Here is a 16917-nt window from a genome sequence, read left to right on the forward strand (position 1 = left end):
TTTACACTATAATTACAATTCAACACAATGCTTAAAAAACACAACCCCAAATTTTTATTTTTTACTCTTTTAACTTTATTTTTTTCTGTCACTGCATTTTCTCAAAAAAGTGTTTATGCTGGAATCGAAATTGGTCGTAGAGCCATAAAAGTTTCTATTATTGATGTAAACAACATCAGAAAAGCCGATTATAAAATCCTTTCTTTCTGGACTGAGAGAATTCCATTTGCCGATCATATTACTGCTAATGGCGAACTTACTCAAGAAGACATCACTAAGACTACCGTAACGGTTACCAACCAATTGCAAAAAATTAGAGCTGAAAATAAACTTCTTGAAGAAAACATTTTTATTGTAGCGGCTCCTGTTTTTGCATCTGCTCGTAATTTAGATGTGCTAAAAAACAAAATTGCTCTTTTAACTGGAAAACAATTAGAGGTTTTAGATGTTAATGAAGAAGCAAAAACGCTTGTTAAAGGTGCAATCCCACCTGTTGATTTCGCCAATGCTTTCCTTCTTGATATTGGTGCTCAAACTACCAAAGGCGGTTACATTGACGAACTAAAAGACAATAAATTAGAGTTTATTCCGCTAGAGCTAAATTTCGGAACCATGACCCTTACTGATGCTGTCGAAAAAACAGTGGTAAACAAAAGTCAGGTAAACGATATGTCTACATATCAGGAAAAGTCTTTTGATTATAATGTCATTCTACGTAAAAAGACTAAAGAATTATTTGATGCCAACCCTCCTTTAGCTAAAAAGGATAAATTATACTTATCTGGTGGAGCTGTTTGGGCGTTTTCAACTCTTTTTTATGACGAAAATGTTAATAAAGATCATTACGTTGCTTTAACGCTTCAAGATGTTATAGATTATGACGCTATTCTTAAAAACAACTTTAGTAAGTTTACCAACCTTGCAAAAACAAACAAAGAAGCCGCAAGAGTTTTAAGCACTTATGACCAAAAATATTTGATTTCTGCAAATAACATCCTTGTAACTTGTCTTGAAAGTATTCCAGACTACGCAACAAAGAAAATTTACTTTGTAAAAGAAGGGCAAGTAATCTGGTTGATTTCTTATATAGCTGATCGTTCGAAAAAAATAAATACTAACTTCTAGAAGTATTTTTTAAAATCTTATAAAGCCTCGGAGAAATCTGAGGCTTTTTTATTCCCTTCCATTTTAGTGCAATTTATTTCAAAATGGTTGCAACTTATAATTTGCAACCAGTTTTGCCATCCAAAGAGGCGGAGTTTTTCTTTTAAACTCTAATTTTAAAATCAAAGAAAATCTTACGTGAAATAAAACCACCGATTATGAAAAATTTAACCGCTTTTTTTATTATTGCACTTTTAGCATTAACGGCTTGCAAAAAAGAAAAATCAAAAAGTGATTCTGAAGCATTAAAAGATTCGACTGCTGTAAAAACAGATTCTTCAGCTCAGAAAAATAGCGTTGCTGTAACAGCAGCAAATTTTAACCGTGCAGAAACCGATCTTTACTTTACAACTTCGGTTAAACAAGCTGGAGGCGTTGGGAGTCTTTTTCATTATAGAACTTTAATGCCTATTGAACATCAAAGCGTAATTCGTGCCAATCGTGATGTTTTGTATTCTTCTGGAGTTTTTGATTTAGATGCTGGCCCCGTAACTGTTACTCTTCCAAATCCTGGAAAACGTTTTATGTCTATGCAGACAATCGACGAAGATCAATATTCTGAAACCTATTATGCCCCAGGCACTTTTACTTTCACAAAGGAAAAAATCGGTACTCGTTATTTAATGTTAGGAATAAGAACTTTTATTGATCCTAACAATCCTAAAGATCTTCCAATTGTAACCGCTTTACAAGATGCTATCAAAGTTAGTCAAAAGGATAAAGGCACTTTTAGTGTTCCAAATTGGAATCAAGCTAGTCAAAAGAAAGTTCGCGATTCTTTAATTGAAGTTTCTAAAAAATTGTCTGACACCAAAGGAATGTTTGGCCCAAGGGGAAAAGTCGACGAAACCCGTCATTTGCTTGGAAGCGCTACCGGTTGGGGCGGAAATCCTGAAAAAGATGCGCTGTATCTTTCTGTAAATCCGAAAAAAAATGACGGAAAAACAGTTTATAAACTTAAAATAAAAAATGTTCCTGTCGATGGTTTTTGGTCTGTGAGTGTATACAATAAAGCGGGATATTTTGAGAAAAACGATCTGAATATGTATACTTTAAACAATATTACGGCAAAAAAAGATGCTGACGGATCGATCACTATTCAATTTGGAGGCTGTGACGGAAAAACACCAAACTGTATTCCAGTTACTGATGGCTGGAATTATTGGGTGAGATTATATCGTCCGCATAAAGAAATACTTAACGGTACTTGGAAATTCCCTGAGGCTGTTGAGGTTAAATAAAAATAATATTATAAAAGGTGAAAGCTCTAGAGAAATCTGGAGCTTTCACTTATTATTTCACCTCATCGCAAAGTTCTTTAGTCCGCATTTCATTTATAATATCCAAAAGCTCCATTTCATCAGTTGGAAATAATTGAAGTGCTTGTTCTAAAAGCAATCCAACATCTATTAAAGGTTTTTTATAATTATCATTTTCTAATGCCAAAATACACAGCTTTAGCATGTTTGTTATCACACAGCCTAATTCGGAGTAATTTAAAACATTGATTTCTGCATTGTAACCTTTCTCAGCCGATTTTAAAATATTTAAATATTGAGCTGATTGTTTTTTTAGATAATTTACTTTCTCTATTTCTGCCGTTTCCATTCTTTCAATTTTATATCATTTTTCAACAATTCAAATATCAGAATATACCTTCAATAAAAGGTTATCTTATATGATAACAATTGTTAATATTCCGCTAGGAATATCTCGTCGGTAGAAAAAAAATATTGCATCACATTGTGTCCTGTAGGGACATCTGATTTGCGAAACATTTTAACCAATCAAACCTACGGAACCTGTATTCGGAATTCAAATTTCGTTTCTACCGACGAGAGATTCCTACGGAATGAATAGATGCAAAATCTCGTGTATATTATCAAATATAAAAACCCAAAATGCGTAAACCCAAAAGGACTTACGCATTTTTTTGATGAAACATTATAAAAAAACGCCGTTTACCAACCTAAGAATGAAACTCCAATATTGAGTGCAAAATAGGATGTTGGACAGGGAATTTCTCCCGATTCAAAACAGTAATAATATTTACCAGCAGCGGTTAAAGCTACTTTGGAATCTATTTTATATTCCAAACCAATTTCAGGTTGCAAAGCAAAATTCCAAGATTCTTCTTCTAGAGTATAAATATACATATCTGTATTTCTTCGGTTGTAAACCATACCAATTCCCATTCCTGCGTACGAATTTATTTTATCGCTTTTTTTGAAATAATAATTTGCATTGGCCAAAATCGGAATCGCATTATTGGTTCTCCACTGTTTTCCCGAAAGAGAAGAAGTTCCTTCTGTATAAGTATCATAAGCAAGACTGCTATGAAAAACATTCCAGCCCGTGCTGAAACCAACTGTTAGCTCTGGTTTTACAAATCTTGCATAACTTAAAGAAAATCCGCGTGCGCTTACATCACTTATATAATCTGAAAGATCGCCTGTGGAAAATCCTAATGACCATGCCACATTGACTACAGAATTCTGCGCGCTCAAACTAATTGTTCCTAATAACATTAGGCTTGCTATAATCTTTTTCATGGTTAATTAGTTTTAAGATAAGGTGATTGTGTAAAAGCCTGATCGATTCCTTTGGTTACTCTTGAAACATCATAATCCCAAGTTACCAGCCCCGCAGCCGAAGCTACCCAAACCGCTGGACTCACTCCGCCAGGCCCAACACTTGAAGGATCTGATATTGTCATCAATAAATTTCCTGTTGTATAAGAACTTACCGAAACATAGGGCGGATAGTACCAGCCCCAATATGGCGGATAATATCCACCATACCACCAGTCATACCAATATGAGTAGAATACTGTTGTAGATTTCATAAAAGCTGGTGTAAACAATACATCTGGATTGCCGCTAATGTCTACTTTAGTCCAACCTAATGCGGTCATATTTTTATCAATTTGATTAAATATCGGTGTCGCATATTGATCTTCCATATAAACAAAAGTGGTATCGCCTTGAGATATTTTAACATCGACAACAATTTTGTTAGGTCTTGCATAAGTGGCTTGGGCAGCAAAATCATATTCGGAGATATAATCAGTGTAGACCACATCTAAATCCGAATAACTGTCAGGTCCTTCAATCTGGCAGCTAATGAGCGAAATGAATGCTCCAAGACATAAAAATAGATTCTTTTTACTTTTCATTTTCATTAATAATTTAAGTTAGTTTAAACTGTTTGCAAAATCTTTCATTTAACGAGTAAACAATATACTTTTGACATATTCAAAATTGCTTTTAATAAGTGTCTATCTTCTTCTTCCGCCACCTCCGCCGAAGCCTCCGCCACCTCCGAAACTGCCACGAGAACCGCCTCCCATTTGTCCTGCACTTGGTCTTGACGAAGAACCTCCTCCTCTATTAAAATTAGATCCTGAAGAGCCTCCTCTATTAAGGTTTGAAGTTCCTGCGCTTGGCGACGCACTCTGGCGAGTTCTTCCAGATGCAGCAGTATTTCCTGCTGATGGACGCGTGCTTGCTGAAGGACGTGAATTGCCTCGATTGGTATTGTATCTATTATTGGCAGAATTATCGCGTACGGTATTAGAACGCATTTTATTATTGTTGTAATTATTAAAACTGTTTCTGTTATTAATATATACATTGTTTCCGCCATGATAATGTCCACCGTGATAACCATGATGATGGTAATAATGGTTGTGACGATAAATCCCTACAGCCATTACCGTAAAAGCGGCGAAATACGGCGGATAAAATCCGTAGTAATAAGGTGGGTAATATGGCACATAAGCCGGAGAATATACATATTGTACAATTGGCACCGTTTCTACCACAACTGCTGTTACGGCTGGCGAACTTTGCACAGGATCGTCTCCTGCATAGGCTGGATTTGCTGTTTTTGCTGGTGAGGACTTGCTTACTGGTTCAATAACATAATCTTTTCCATATAGCAGTTCATCGCCTACAATCTGCATTTTTACTTTGCCGTTTTTATCTTTGTCAACCAAAATAACTGCAACATCCTGATTCTCATTTTTGTTTACAGCAACTTGAAGAATAAAAGTAAATGAATTGCCATTTTTCTTTGTAATTACTTTTATAAAGTCAACTTTTTTATCCAGATTCAAATCCAGGTTATTGATTCCTGTTTTCTCCAAATTTAAGTTTTTCTCAAATTCCTCAATGGTTTTTGATTTCTGAAACAGGGTCATCACGGCATACAAATCAAGATTATCACCAGGCAGTCCAAGTTCTGGACCATCATTATCCGATTGGCAAAAAATCAACTGGGCAGACATGATTAATGCAACTGTCAAATATTTTGTAAATATCTTTATCATAGTAAGAGTATAAAATATTAATAAGAGGGAGTAGAAAATGATCTTTCTATACTTTCTACTCTGTACGCAGAAATCGTCTAGTGTTTTTTGGTTTTATCCAATTCTCCAATAAAAGGAATAACATCTTGAATTTCTGCTCGTATGGTCACTTGTAGATACTGCTCAAGCTGTACAAATTTTGCTGCATTAATTCCGCCAATAGCTTTTACCAATTTAGAATGTGTTTTGGCAAGGAGTTTTTCAGAGTCTTGATTGTATTTCAAATTTTTTGAAGTTAATTCTGTCGCTTTAGCATCGCTTAAGGTTGCATAATTCTTTCCGTAATCTTCTAAAATCAGAATCTTTTGCTGGCTCAAAGCTTTACGTTCCGTTTCGTATTTGTCATAAATAGGTTTAAATGCTGTAGCTTGCGCATCAGATAAGCTCAAGTATTCTTTGACCACATCGGCTTTTGATTTTCCATAAAGATCTTGGATTAAATTAATCTCATCAACAGAAGTTTGTGCTGTGGCATTCAATGCAAAAGCTAACGACAGTATAAATAGTATTTTTTTCATAATATTAATTTTATAGGGTTTTTAAAGTACAGAATGCTCTTTTGTAAAAGGCATTTACTCTACCAATCCATCAGAAGCGCTCATATCTCTTACGCATACATATTTGCCATCTCTTTTTTCAAAAAAGCTCATGTAGTTTCCTGTATTAATTGGCGTTTTGGTAGAATCTGTTACTTTATAATATCCTACTTCTACAACCATTTTCCCGTCATTAGAAACAAAAACTTCTTTGGTTTCAAATGATATAATATTGGTATTATTGGCCAAATCTGATTTTAAAAATTCATATCTGGCTTCTTTGCCAATAATCGGTGGTCTGTTCTGATAAAAAGTTATCGCATCATCTGCGTAATACCCTATTTCTTTGAGCTGGCCCGCATTGTATGTCGCAGCATATTCATTCTCTTTTGCCTGAATCTGTTTCTTGATTTCTTTTAGATCAACGACAGCATTTTCATCCTTTTTTGTATTGCAGGAAACCAATAAAGCAGAGAGCCCTGCGAGAACCGCTCTTATAACTATTTTATTTTTCATACACATTAAATTTTCAAGTTGATATTACATTATTCCCTTTTACTAATACACACAAAAGCAGCTGTTGCCTTTAGCAATGATTTTATCAGCATCAATAATAATATTAGGATCATAAGTTTAGATTTGCTTAAAAAATAAGATTAATATTCTTCAAATATTCTTTGGAGTTCTGCTAAACTTCTCTGTTTCAGCAATGCTACTGACAATAAGATTCTAGATTTCTGCGGATTCAAAGCGTATGACGCAATTAATCCAAGTTCATCATCATTACATTCTACATTTCGGCTTACAAGTCCAGTTGCAACGCGAGTGCTTCTAACTACGATAATTCCTTTTTTGCTGGCTCTTGCGCAAGCATCTAGAGAAGCTTTATTCATATTTCCATTTCCTACTCCAGCAATTACAATTCCTTTAGCACCGCGTTCTATCGAGGCATCAATCAAATCTGGTTTCATATCCGCATCGGCATAAATAATATCTACTCGTGGAAAAGAGCTAACGCCTTTAATATCAAATTCTGAGTTTTTCCCAAATTTTTGACTAGGGTAATTAAAGAAATCATTAGTTCCGTAGGAAGTAATACCTATAAGTCCACGAAGCGGGGACATAAAAGTCTGGACAGCCGTCGTGCTCACCTTTGTTAGAGATTGAGCTGAATGAATCCAGTCGTTCATCACCAAAAGCACTCCGCGTCCTTTTGCTTTAGGATCGCCAGCTACTGCAATCGCATTATAAAGATTTAAAGGTCCGTCTGCACTAATTGCTGTTGATGGACGCATTGACCCCACAAGCACTATTGGTTTATCTGTTTTGGTAGCTAGATTTAAAAAATAAGCCGTTTCCTCCATCGTATCGGTTCCGTGTGTAATTACAAAGCCGTCTACATCATTGCTATTGGCTAATTCATTAATTCGATTGGCTACTTTCAGCATAATTTCAAAGGACATATCCTGAGATCCGACATTAGCAATTTGCTCCCCTTTTATATCAGCTACTTTCAAAGCATCTGGAATTGCATTTACCATTGCATCAATGGTAACTTGACCCGAAGTATATCCTGACTGTACTCCCGTCTTAGCAGAACCGGCAATCGTTCCGCCTGTTGCCAATATTAGGACTTTAGGTTTTGTTTGTCCGAACATGCTTATGCTTAGTGACAACATCACAAGCAAAAGGATTTTATTGCAAAAGTTGATATTTAATTTCATGTTTTGTTTATTTAAGGTTGAGGTTATTTTTGGCCTGTTAAGGTTGCTGGATCAAGCAGTTTCTTAATTTGATCTTCTGTCAGCAATTTCTTTTCGCGTATAAGTTCTAGAATACCTTTATTGGTTGCCAATGCTTCTTTGGCTAGTTCAGTTGTTTTTTCGTAACCCAAAACAGGATTCAAAGCCGTTACAACGCCAACACTTCTGTCCATATAATGGGCTAAAATGTCTTTGTTTACGGTAATGCCATCAATACAATTTTTTCTAAACAATGGCATGGCTTTAAAAAACAATCCTTGCGATTCCATCATGGCAATGGCTTGAACAGGTTCAAAAGCATTTAACTGCAATAAACCAGATTGAGCGGCAATTGTTACCGTCAAATCATTTCCCATGACTTTAAAACACAATTGATTCATAAGTTCTGGCATAACGGGATTTACTTTCCCTGGCATAATGGAAGATCCTGGCTGAAGTGCAGGCAGATTAATTTCGAAGAAACCAGTACGAGGGCCAGAAGCCAAAATGATCAAATCGCTGCTTATTTTTGCCAATGCAACTGCCATACTCTTAAGCGTAGAAGAGTACATTACAAAACCTTGCTGGCTAGTTGTAGCGGCAATAAGATCTTTACTCATTACGATTGGTTTACCTGTAATTTTTGCAAGATGCGTGGCTACTTTTTCTGCATAACCTGGAGAGGCAGTAATTCCTGTACCTATAGCTGTCGCTCCCATATTTTGTTCGCATAGATAAACTTCAGATTTTTTTAAAGCGTTAATCTCCGCATCAAGCTGATTTCCGAAAGCATGAAACTCCTGTCCAACGGTCATTGGCACAGCATCCTGTCCTTCAGTTCGTCCCATTTTTATGATGTCTTTAAATTCATCTCCTTTTTTATGGAACGCTTTTGCCAAAAGATCGGCTTCTTTCAGCAGTTTATCGTTATGAAGCAATAATGCCACTTTTATTGCTGTTGGGTAGACATCGTTTGTTGATTGCCCCATATTCAGATCATCGTGAGGTTCAATGTATTGGTATTCGCCTTTTTTATGTCCGCTTAATTCCAATGCAATATTGGCCAGAACTTCGTTCACATTCATATTGGCCGAAGTACCAGCGCCACCTTGATACAAATCAACAAGAAATTGATCATGATATTTGCCGTCAATTACAGCTTGACAAGCTTTTTCAATAGCAGCAAGCCTATCTTTTTTGAGTCGGCCCACATCAGCATTCGCACGCGCCGCAGCAAGTTTTACCATTGCAAAAGCCTTAACATACTCAGGATAAAATTGCGTTGTCATCCCGCTTATCTGAAAGTTTTCTAACGCACGAGCTGTCTGCACGCCATAGTAAGCATTTGCAGGAATTTGTTTTTCTCCTAGAAGATCTTTTTCGGTTCGGGTCTGAGCATTAAGAGTGCCTAAAGACAATCCGAACAATAGCAGATATTGTACAGTTTTATACATATTTTTCTTTTTTATTGATTAAAAAACAAAAGGCTTTTACTGATTTCTTTTATAAAATGATTGTGAGAAATTATATCTAAAAGAAAACTGTATTTTATTTATTGAAGTACTCCAGCCATCGTTGAAATTTTCGCGGTTACCCCACTGAAATTCAACTCCGACCATACAATTTTTTACAGGAGTATACAAAAGGTTTCCTAGAACGTACTGCCCCTTTTTAAAAGCATCATCCGTCTGTCCGTCTGAGTTATCGATATCAATCATAGAATACCCTATTGCAGTGCTAAACTTATCGCTCCAGTTATGATCTAAAAAGGCTACAACTCCAACTAGAGGAAGGGCAACTCCTTTTACCGGAGTTACCGGATTGCCAAAATTGTTTTCGATACCTACATCGACAGGAGCATCGTTCATGTAGTTCTGAATTCCTTCGCCATAAACGACCTGCCCTCTAAAAACATCATTTTTACTAAAATTAATGTTGGTGCTTAAATTAAGCCCCCATCCTACAGCATCGCCAGACAAGTCATACTGGTCATTATTTTGGTCTTTCCATTCAATTTTTCGAACTATACCGGCTAACTCAATATATCCCCATTTTGTAGCATGATGGTATTCTGCTGAAAGATCTGGCAACGGAAATCTTGCTTTTACCCCCTGCAGTTCCACACGGTTGGCATAATCACCCTGATCGGCACTTGCTCCAGGTCTCTCTAATGCAATGGTTAAACGGGTATCACCTTGAATGGGCATGTAGCGAATTTGGATGTTTCTAAAGAAAACCATTCCGGTTGGCCCCCAATATTCAAGCGAATTTGGAAACACACCAATATCCATAAAAGGACTCCAAGTTTGTCCTGCTCCGAATTTTCCTAATTCGGCGTAAGCGTGACGCAGACGAAAAGTAGTCTGTCCAGCGTCTACACCCGTACCGAACAATTCAAACTCAAAGTGTGTTTTTAATTCTCCGATTCCAGTATCAAAATAATTTTTAAAACCTAATCTGGTTTGACGAACCGAAGCGTAGTAACTGCCATCTGGTCCATATTCATTTTTAAAAGAAGGCAGTTTAGTCGGCCTTACCACATCATACCAATCTGATTGTATCTGATTGAAATTGTAGCCGATATCGGTCATAATAAATCCGTAGATTTCCATACTTTTATTCCCTTCGTCTTGGGCCTGAGCAAAAGCTGAAATGAGAAAACAAATTATAATGGCCCGATGCTTCATCGTTACCATTTGTAAAAACCTTTTCTTCATAATGATTATAGTTTGTTTGTTGTGGGATACTATTTTTCATCTGCTTTTTACAATTCTGGCATAAAATAAATTACCTTTTATTTAAAAAAATCTGGGGTACTGGGTCTGAGTTCAATAACTAAACAATTCATTTTTTACAGATGTGCTTTTTTTGAAAAAGGGCAAAAAAACATTTTCAGCATAAAAAGTATCCGATTTTTTGTTAAAAAAGCAACAAAAATCATTTTTTATACTGATTATCAAACAAATATAAACAATACTAGCGCGCAATTGAGGTTATTAACCGTTACATTTAACCGTTAAAATATCAGATTAATAATACTAACATGTTAAAAATTTTCATAAATTTATGTCTTTATAAATATCTGGTCTTTAACATTTTATACGCCAAGTGACTTTTTTTACATTAATAATTTTCAAATAATTTATTATGGATATAAAAAAAATCCCCTCGGATAAAATATACGATGAGCTAGAAAATGTTTTAAAGTTTTATTCTTTTAAAAACTCAACGCTATTAACTAATTTTCTTCGTTATATTGTCACAGAAACTATAGACGAAAGACAGCAGTTCATCAAAGAATATTCTATAGCAGTAAATGCTTTAAGCAGACCCTCTCATTTTAACCCTCATGATGATGCGATGGTTCGCATACATGCCGGAAGATTAAGAAAATTACTTAGCGAATATTATTCTACTGACGGAAAAGACAATTCGGTTATTATTCATGTCCCTAAAGGCGGTTACGTTCCCGAATTTATTCATAACAGTAAGATTAGACGGATTGATTCGTTTAGCAACAATACTAAAACAAATCCTGTAATTTCAGTTTTTCCTTTTAAATCAATGGCTCTCAGACCTGATTTAGATGCCTTCTCGCAAATTCTTTCTGAAGAAATCAGTGCCGAACTCTCCCGTTTTCAGGATATATCTGTCATTGGCCATTTTCCTTCTGAAATTATTTCAAAAATTAATGAAAATATCCTTGAGGCTGCTCAACTGGTCGGAGCAGATTTTATCATTACTGGCCATATCCAAATTATCGATAACAAGCTGCAGATCAGGATAAATCTAATCAACTCCTCTTCTGGAAAATTTGTATTGACAAAATTGTTTACACCTGCTACAATAGATGATGGCATTAGAATTCAAAATGAAATTATAAAGGATATTGTGGCTTCTATGGGCGGTTATTATGGTATTATTTTTAAAGAAATAGTAAAAACTGCACCTTCTAAAATAGAAAACAACTCTAGTGTCTTAAAAGCAATCTGCAGTTATAACGAATATCAGTTATCTTATTCTATCGAAAATTATGCTAATGCCCTTTCCAATTTAAATGAGGCCGTAGAATTAGATCCAAACCACGCCATTGCTTGGGCAATGCTCGGCGAAATGCATCTAGCTTCTCTTGCCTTAGGATTAGACAATTGTAAAAAAACAATAGAAAAAAGCAGCCATTGCATTTCAAAAGCCTTAACAATTGATCCTAATTGCCAACAGGCATGGTATGCGCTGACACTTTTAAACTGTTTTAAAAAAGATCAGGATAACTGCCTTGCTGCAGCAGAACAATGCATAAAAATAAATCCCAATTCTTCTGGAATTGCTTCAGGAATTGGCTGTATGCTGATTTTTGTAGAATATTTTGAGAAAGGTTTTAATCTATTAGAAAATGCGATCCGCATGAATCCTTCGCATCCTTGGTGGATCAATATTGGGTATTGCTGCTATTACATTCATAAAAAAGATTATCATAAGTCTTTATATTGGGCCGATAAAATGGACTTTAGTGAAACCATCTGGGATTCTATACTTAAAGCCGTCTCTCTTTCGCTATTGAATGAAGATGCAAAAGCGAAAATCCAATTACACAACCTTCTGGAACTACAGCCTCAAACTGCAACAGAAATTAAAGAAATACTTTCTAGTTTTATACTTTCTGATGAAGTTGTTTTTAAAATGCTAAACAGCTTGAAAAGAATTGGATTAAAGGATGAGGTTTGATCCTTCTAGTGAAAACAAAAACGGCAAAAATTGGCTTTAAGCCACTTTCTTTGCTGTACGCTTTTTCTTTTCCAATAATTTAAGATGATTTTCAGCACATAAGATTTTTTCGGTCGTGCCGTTCTTTTGTATTTCGATGAGATAATGAAAATCTCTTTCTTTTGAAGTTGATTTTATTATAAGCCCCTTTTTAAAATCCATTTTTCTTTCGATAATGGTTCCCTTGTAAGATCTCCCACTCAATGCTGTGTAGGAAACATCTTGTCCTTTTACAAATTTCATTGTTTTAGCCTTTTGTTCCTAATATTTGCTAATACTTCTAAATCTGAAAAACTAATGTTAAGGGGGGAAATCAGTTTTTCTATTTCGGCGAATGTATAAAGTTTTTACAATCTACAAACCCGTATTTATACCTGTTTTTTGAATCTTAAATATAGTAATTTTTTCAATGTAAAAATAACCTTGCAAAAAAAATTGATACAATTTAGAACAGCTTCTTTTACTTCTTTTTTAGCATGAATTCCTAGTTTTGAGAGAATTAATTTTCATTTTCAAAAACAACTAAAAAAAGAGCAAAATGGTACAGGAAAGAGTGATGGAAAAGCTGGCAATTTTAGCAGATGCGGCAAAATATGATGTTTCTTGCTCATCGGGACAAAGCACACGCAAAAATAAAAACAAAGGATTGGGTGACACGGGAGGCGGAATCTGCCATGCCTTTACAGAAGACGGCCGATGTGTGTCTCTACTAAAAATTCTGCTTACCAATCACTGTATTTTTGACTGTGCCTATTGTGTCAGCCGAAAAAGCAATGATATCAAACGTGCCGCATTTACGGTACAAGAAGTGGTTGACTTGACGATTGGTTTTTACCGAAGAAATTACATCGAAGGATTATTTCTGAGTTCTGGAATTTTTGACAATGCCGATTATACAATGGAACGTTTGGTTCGAATTGTAAAGAAATTACGTTTAGAAGAAAATTTTAATGGTTACATTCATCTCAAAGCGATTCCTGGCGCTAGCGAAGAATTACTGAAAGAAGCTGGATTATATGCCGACCGTCTGAGTGTAAATGTCGAGATGCCTACAGAACAAAGCCTTAAACTGCTGGCTCCCGATAAAAATCACAAAGACGTCATAAAACCAATGCAATATCTTAAAAACGAAATCATTGGTTATCAAGAAGAGAAAAAATCCAATTACAAAACACCGCTTTTTGCTCCAGCAGGACAAAGCACGCAAATGGTAATTGGCGCAACAAAAGAAAATGATCTGGAAATTCTCGGGATGGCCAATTATTTTTACGAACAAATGAAAATGCGTCGGGTGTATTATTCTGGTTATGTGCCTATAAGTTATGACAACAGACTTCCCGCTATTGGAACTCCAGTTCCGATGATTCGCGAAAACCGTTTGTATCAGGCCGATTGGCTAATTCGCTATTACGGATTTAATGTAAATGAAATTGTGGGATTTGACCAGCCGAATCTTGACTTAGATATTGATCCAAAATTAGGTTGGGCCTTGCGAAATCTGCATCAGTTTCCAGTTGATATTAATTCAGCCGATTTAGAATTGATTCAGCGCATTCCTGGAATCGGATTTTTGAGCGCAAAAAAAATTGTCGCTGCCAGAAGGTTTAAAAAATTACAACCCGAAGATTTAAAGAAATTAGGAATTGCCTACAGCCGTTCAAAATTCTTTTTGACTTTTTCGTCGCCTTTCTATATGCAGAAAGACCTGACGCCTATTCAAATAAAAAGTCAGATTTTGAATTTACAGAACAGTAAATACAAAAACAATTTTTCGAACCAGCTCGCATTATTTTAATTCTGATGACACAATTGCTTTATGATGGAAGTTATGAAGGCTGGCTTACAGCTGTTTTTGAAATCTACGAATACAAACTCAAAGATGTTGTTTTTGCCAAAGAGGAGATTTCAAATACTTTGCTTTTTTCAGAAACTCATTTTGTGATAACTGATAATATTAAAGCAAACCGAGTTTTAAATGGTTTGGAGCAACGCCTCTCTCATCATAGTTTCAATAACCTATATTTTGCTTTTTTATCTGAGATGGATCAGATTGAAGAAATCTTGTTTCGGTTTGTCGAATATGTTTTTTCAAGCCCAATGAATATCGAAGGAGATTTAAGCCGAAACGAAGTATTGAACGTAAAAAAAGCAGCACATTTAACGGGGAAGGAAAGCCATAGAATGAAAGCTTTTGTCCGTTTTAAACTAACAAAAGACGGATTATATTATGCCATCATAGAACCCGATTGTGATGTTTTACCACTTATCGAACAGCATTTTAAAAACCGCTACGCAGACCAGCGCTGGCTCATTTACGACGCTAAACGCAAATACGGAATTTATTATGATCTTGAAAATGTCTCTACGGTCGAAATGCAGTTTGAGTCAAATCCTTCTTCCAGTTCTTTGGCTGAAATAAATGATGAAAACGAAGAATTTTTCGAGAATTTATGGCGCAATTATTTTAAAAGTGTCAATATCGAATCGAGAAAAAACACCAAACTTCATATCAAACACATGCCAAAACGATATTGGAAAAACCTAACAGAGAAAATTCCAAACCTCAACAAAAGATGATATTATCAAATCCGATAGATTCAAATCAAGAATATGCTTTTAACACATAGAAACATAGATTTTTTTACACTAAAAAAGAAGACAAAAGAAATAAGTTTCAACACATAGATAAGCTATGTGCATTAAAATTAGTGAAACGCTTTTTTTAAAGACTTCAAAAACTATATCTCTATGTGTTAAAATACTTTAGACAAAGAGATATTACTTGCTTTTCTTAAGCGCATCCAGCAATTCAACCATATCAACTACAGCATAAGTTGAGCAATAATCAGATACAGCATAAGGCAGAATTAAACTGTTATTATGAATAATCGCTCCGCAAGAATACACCACATTTGGCACATATCCTTCTCGTTCATCTTCTAATGGAGAAAGCAAAGGTTCTGTCAATCTTCCTATTTCTTTTGAAGGATCGTCGAGATCAAACAATGAGGCACCAATGCAATAGCGTCTCATAGCTCCAACTCCATGCGTAATTACAAGCCATCCTTCTTCTGTCCAAAGCGGAGATCCGCAGTTTCCAATCTGTGTCAGCTCCCATGTATAGCGTGGTTCTTGCAGTAAAATTGGAGTATTCCATTGCGTAACTCGATCAGAATACATAATATAATTGTTTACACCGTCAATTCTGGCTAGCATAGCATATTTGCCTTTTATTTTTCGAGGAAATAAAGCCAGATTTTTATTCTGCGCTCCTTCTCCATGAAGCGGCATAACTCTAAAACTATAAAAATCTTCGGTAGAAATTAATTTCGGCAGAATTGTATGTCCGTTATAAGCCGTATACGTTGCCATAACACGCGAAGAACCATTATCATCTGTAAAACGTACAAAACGAGCATCTTCTATTCCACGACTCTCCGAATCAGAAATCGGAAAAATGACACGTTCTGTAATATCAGAATCATGTTTGAATTGCAGATCGTAAAAAGAATTCGCCAACCACAGTATTTCTTCAAGCGCTACTTTTCTTTCTTCGCGAATTAAAGGATCTTTTAAAGACTCAATCAGCAAATTTTTAAGAACCGCAAATTCAAACTCATCTGGAAGATCCTGCATAATCTGAGCAATATATTTATCTGCTGTGTGCATTTCGTACAGCTTAGTAAGAAATCGCTCTTTATTAAATAAGGTTTTATGTTCGATTTCTGCCTTATCAATATGATTTCCTATTTTCATGATATGCAGATTGTTATCTCGGTCTAAAATGGCTCTTCTAAAAACAATTGACGAAATATGACCTTCGCCAGTAGCTCGAAAAGAAATTATAACGCGTTTTTCTCCTGCTTCCAATCCGGTCTGATCAAAATCTTCTACAATTGACGGATTAAAAATCGCCGCCGATTCTATAGCGTACTCCATCGTACAATAAGAGCCAATAAGCATTTTACGATCTAGAGACATGGCTTCGTAATCAATCTGCATGCCTTCTATTATAGGACGAATTCTTTCACAGTGTCTAAAAAAGACTGCCGAAATATTTCGGTGTCTTCTCGCAAATTCACGAAGAGTCTGCTCTAAAGTCTGCAATACCTGTTTCTCGTCCAGCATCATTATCCGAAGTACCATTTGCTGGGTTCTTTCTTGCCCATTCATAAAATATCGGGCAACAACTCTTTTTGAATCTGGTAATAGTTTTATATTTTTTCGGACAACGGATACTCGCATAACTGGAAAATTTTATAACAATAACATTTAAGGAATCTTTTATTACACAACAAGTTAATAATTTTTGTTAAAGAAAAAAACTTAATTTTTTATTAAA

General features: G+C 35.5%; 16 protein-coding genes. 5 read left to right on the top strand and 11 right to left on the bottom strand.

The window, feature by feature from the left end:
- Positions 1–27: 27 nt before the first annotated feature.
- Both FF52_RS15715 and FF52_RS15720 read left to right on the top strand, forming a co-directional pair.
- Positions 28–1125, top strand: a complete 1098-nt coding sequence (locus FF52_RS15715) for an exopolyphosphatase (protein WP_008467025.1) — start codon at positions 28–30, stop codon at positions 1123–1125.
- 197 nt (positions 1126–1322) lie between these two features.
- A complete protein-coding gene (locus FF52_RS15720; protein ID WP_008467027.1) occupies positions 1323–2405 on the top strand; it encodes a DUF1214 domain-containing protein in 1083 nt (360 codons plus the stop codon).
- A 52-nt stretch (positions 2406–2457) separates the two neighbouring features.
- Here the strand turns inward: FF52_RS15720 and FF52_RS15725 are convergent, their stop codons facing one another.
- The 9 genes from FF52_RS15725 to FF52_RS15765 form a co-directional block, all read right to left on the bottom strand.
- Positions 2458–2772, bottom strand: a complete 315-nt coding sequence (locus FF52_RS15725) for a hypothetical protein (protein WP_008467028.1) — start codon at positions 2770–2772, stop codon at positions 2458–2460.
- A 353-nt stretch (positions 2773–3125) separates the two neighbouring features.
- A complete protein-coding gene (locus FF52_RS15730; protein ID WP_008467030.1) occupies positions 3126–3716 on the bottom strand; it encodes an outer membrane beta-barrel protein in 591 nt (196 codons plus the stop codon).
- A gap of 2 nt (positions 3717–3718) precedes the next feature.
- Positions 3719–4339, bottom strand: coding sequence for a DUF4136 domain-containing protein (locus tag FF52_RS15735; protein WP_202802109.1), 621 nt, complete (start codon positions 4337–4339; stop codon positions 3719–3721).
- Between the two features lie 102 nt (positions 4340–4441).
- Positions 4442–5494 (bottom strand): hypothetical protein, encoded by a 1053-nt coding sequence (locus FF52_RS15740; protein ID WP_035691725.1) that lies wholly within the window; start codon positions 5492–5494, stop codon positions 4442–4444.
- A gap of 77 nt (positions 5495–5571) precedes the next feature.
- Positions 5572–6051, bottom strand: coding sequence for a hypothetical protein (locus FF52_RS15745; protein ID WP_008467033.1), 480 nt, complete (start codon positions 6049–6051; stop codon positions 5572–5574).
- Positions 6052–6105: 54 nt separating this feature from the next.
- Positions 6106–6585, bottom strand: coding sequence for a YybH family protein (locus tag FF52_RS15750; protein WP_008467034.1), 480 nt, complete (start codon positions 6583–6585; stop codon positions 6106–6108).
- A 140-nt stretch (positions 6586–6725) separates the two neighbouring features.
- Positions 6726–7793, bottom strand: coding sequence for a type II asparaginase (locus FF52_RS15755; RefSeq protein WP_008467035.1), 1068 nt, complete (start codon positions 7791–7793; stop codon positions 6726–6728).
- Positions 7794–7816: 23 nt separating this feature from the next.
- Positions 7817–9265: an aspartate ammonia-lyase gene (locus tag FF52_RS15760; RefSeq protein WP_008467036.1), complete on the bottom strand. Its 1449-nt coding sequence runs from the start codon at positions 9263–9265 to the stop codon at positions 7817–7819.
- Positions 9266–9301: 36 nt separating this feature from the next.
- Positions 9302–10528, bottom strand: coding sequence for a DcaP family trimeric outer membrane transporter (locus FF52_RS15765; RefSeq protein WP_123906986.1), 1227 nt, complete (start codon positions 10526–10528; stop codon positions 9302–9304).
- A gap of 430 nt (positions 10529–10958) precedes the next feature.
- Here FF52_RS15765 and FF52_RS15770 point away from each other — a divergent pair, with 430 nt between their 5' ends.
- Positions 10959–12536 carry a tetratricopeptide repeat protein gene (locus tag FF52_RS15770; RefSeq protein ID WP_008467038.1) on the top strand — a complete coding sequence of 526 codons (1578 nt, stop codon included), beginning with the start codon at positions 10959–10961 and terminating at the stop codon, positions 12534–12536.
- 36 nt (positions 12537–12572) lie between these two features.
- Here the strand turns inward: FF52_RS15770 and FF52_RS15775 are convergent, their stop codons facing one another.
- Complete coding sequence (locus tag FF52_RS15775) at positions 12573–12818, bottom strand: hypothetical protein (protein WP_008467040.1); 246 nt, start codon at positions 12816–12818, stop codon at positions 12573–12575.
- A 295-nt stretch (positions 12819–13113) separates the two neighbouring features.
- Between FF52_RS15775 and FF52_RS15780 the strand changes: the two genes are divergently transcribed.
- Entirely contained in the window at positions 13114–14370 is a 1257-nt protein-coding gene (locus FF52_RS15780; protein WP_008467043.1) for a putative DNA modification/repair radical SAM protein, read from the top strand.
- Between the two features lie 5 nt (positions 14371–14375).
- Entirely contained in the window at positions 14376–15152 is a 777-nt protein-coding gene (locus tag FF52_RS15785; RefSeq protein ID WP_008467045.1) for a TIGR03915 family putative DNA repair protein, read from the top strand.
- Positions 15153–15353: 201 nt separating this feature from the next.
- Here FF52_RS15785 and FF52_RS15790 read toward each other — a convergent pair whose 3' ends face one another.
- Positions 15354–16820, bottom strand: coding sequence for a glycoside hydrolase family 130 protein (locus FF52_RS15790; RefSeq protein ID WP_035691729.1), 1467 nt, complete (start codon positions 16818–16820; stop codon positions 15354–15356).
- Positions 16821–16917: the final 97 nt, after the last annotated feature.

It is taken from the genome of Flavobacterium sp. F52, assembly GCF_000278705.1.
GTDB lineage: Bacteria > Bacteroidota > Bacteroidia > Flavobacteriales > Flavobacteriaceae > Flavobacterium > Flavobacterium anhuiense.

Excerpts from the sequence above, each read along its gene's own strand:
- FF52_RS15715 (WP_008467025.1), top strand. The coding sequence starts at position 28 with ATGCTTAAAAAACACAACCCCAAATTTTTATTTTTTACTCTTTTAACT.
- FF52_RS15720 (WP_008467027.1), top strand. The coding sequence starts at position 1,323 with ATGAAAAATTTAACCGCTTTTTTTATTATTGCACTTTTAGCATTAACG.
- FF52_RS15725 (WP_008467028.1), bottom strand. The coding sequence starts at position 2,772 with ATGGAAACGGCAGAAATAGAGAAAGTAAATTATCTAAAAAAACAATCA.
- FF52_RS15730 (WP_008467030.1), bottom strand. The coding sequence starts at position 3,716 with ATGAAAAAGATTATAGCAAGCCTAATGTTATTAGGAACAATTAGTTTG.
- FF52_RS15735 (WP_202802109.1), bottom strand. The coding sequence starts at position 4,339 with ATGAAAAGTAAAAAGAATCTATTTTTATGTCTTGGAGCATTCATTTCG.
- FF52_RS15740 (WP_035691725.1), bottom strand. The coding sequence starts at position 5,494 with ATGATAAAGATATTTACAAAATATTTGACAGTTGCATTAATCATGTCT.
- FF52_RS15745 (WP_008467033.1), bottom strand. The coding sequence starts at position 6,051 with ATGAAAAAAATACTATTTATACTGTCGTTAGCTTTTGCATTGAATGCC.
- FF52_RS15750 (WP_008467034.1), bottom strand. The coding sequence starts at position 6,585 with ATGAAAAATAAAATAGTTATAAGAGCGGTTCTCGCAGGGCTCTCTGCT.
- FF52_RS15755 (WP_008467035.1), bottom strand. The coding sequence starts at position 7,793 with ATGAAATTAAATATCAACTTTTGCAATAAAATCCTTTTGCTTGTGATG.
- FF52_RS15760 (WP_008467036.1), bottom strand. The coding sequence starts at position 9,265 with ATGTATAAAACTGTACAATATCTGCTATTGTTCGGATTGTCTTTAGGC.
- FF52_RS15765 (WP_123906986.1), bottom strand. The coding sequence starts at position 10,528 with ATGAAGAAAAGGTTTTTACAAATGGTAACGATGAAGCATCGGGCCATT.
- FF52_RS15770 (WP_008467038.1), top strand. The coding sequence starts at position 10,959 with ATGGATATAAAAAAAATCCCCTCGGATAAAATATACGATGAGCTAGAA.
- FF52_RS15775 (WP_008467040.1), bottom strand. The coding sequence starts at position 12,818 with ATGAAATTTGTAAAAGGACAAGATGTTTCCTACACAGCATTGAGTGGG.
- FF52_RS15780 (WP_008467043.1), top strand. The coding sequence starts at position 13,114 with ATGGTACAGGAAAGAGTGATGGAAAAGCTGGCAATTTTAGCAGATGCG.
- FF52_RS15785 (WP_008467045.1), top strand. The coding sequence starts at position 14,376 with ATGACACAATTGCTTTATGATGGAAGTTATGAAGGCTGGCTTACAGCT.
- FF52_RS15790 (WP_035691729.1), bottom strand. The coding sequence starts at position 16,820 with ATGCGAGTATCCGTTGTCCGAAAAAATATAAAACTATTACCAGATTCA.